Source organism: Vibrio sp. Vb0888 (assembly GCF_033338835.1).
Classification (GTDB): Bacteria; Pseudomonadota; Gammaproteobacteria; order Enterobacterales; family Vibrionaceae; genus Vibrio; species Vibrio alginolyticus.
In genome coordinates, this window is sequence record NZ_JAWOTL010000359.1 from 1 (window position 1) to 1013 (window position 1013).

At 49.1% G+C, this 1013-nt stretch carries 2 protein-coding genes; one reads left to right on the forward strand and one right to left on the reverse strand.

The window, feature by feature from the left end; genetic code table 11:
* Positions 1-234: response regulator transcription factor (locus tag R7P72_RS26245; RefSeq protein ID WP_318111207.1), on the forward strand; the 234-nt coding region annotated here is incomplete at its 5' end.
* A gap of 3 nt (positions 235-237) precedes the next feature.
* Here the strand turns inward: R7P72_RS26245 and R7P72_RS26250 are convergent.
* A partial coding sequence (locus R7P72_RS26250; RefSeq protein WP_318111210.1) for a TrkA C-terminal domain-containing protein occupies positions 238-1013 on the reverse strand: 776 nt, incomplete at its 5' end.

Genomic DNA, 1013 nt, shown 5'->3' on the forward strand with positions numbered 1-1013 from the left:
CTGATCACCAATAACGCAGCGTGTAATGATTTAGCAGAGAAGATTGCCGCGCTAACACCACAGCAATACAAAGTGTTGGGGATGTTGTCTGATGGCTTGCTGAACAAACAAATCGCTTACGAGTTGAATGTATCAGAAGCCACCATCAAAGCACACATGACGGCGATTTTCCGCAAGCTCGGCGTGAAGAACCGCACGCAAGCCGTCATCATGTTAACGGAAATGAATGATTAGGACTTAGTCCTCCTCTTCCCCTTCCTCTTCTTCATTGGGTAAACGTAAGCCAACCTTAGTTACTTGGTGATCCACCACGTCCGCGATTACCCATTGCAATCCTTGCCATTCAAACTGGTCGCCCAAAACAGGCGTGCTACCTAGCTGTTCTTCAACAATATTGCTCAAGGTTTTATCTTGCAGTTCATCGCCCAAATTCAAACCGTACATCATCGCCACGTCGGCCAGTTTCACTTCGATATCTAAGAAGAAATCACCAAAGAAACGAGTCAGAGAGGCTTTCTCCGGCGCTTCACTGAACAACAAGCTCAGTGCAGCTAAGTCTTTCTCTTGAGCCAATACACATAGGGTATCGTCTTCTTCCAACCTGGTACTGCCCGATGGGTGAAGCAGTTCTTGATTACGGAAAACAGCCGCAATGCGCGTGCCCTCAGGCATCGACAAACTGCGCAGCGGTTCGCCAATGCACCATTTATCCGCTTTCAATCGGTAGATAAACAGTTCCCACTCACTGGTTGGGTAAATCTCCACACCAGTGCGAGAGATTGGCTCAGGCTTTGGTGGCAACTCAACCTTGGCAAGCGACATCGCTTTGGTCAGCGTACCGCCCTGAACGATCAGCGATACCATAACCACGAAGAAGGCCAAGTTGAAGTACAGCTGAGCGTCTGGCAAACCAGCCATCATAGGGAATACCGCAAGAATGATTGGCACCGCACCGCGCAAACCAACCCAAGAGACAAACCACTTTTCACGTGGCGTGAAGCTCTTAAATGGCA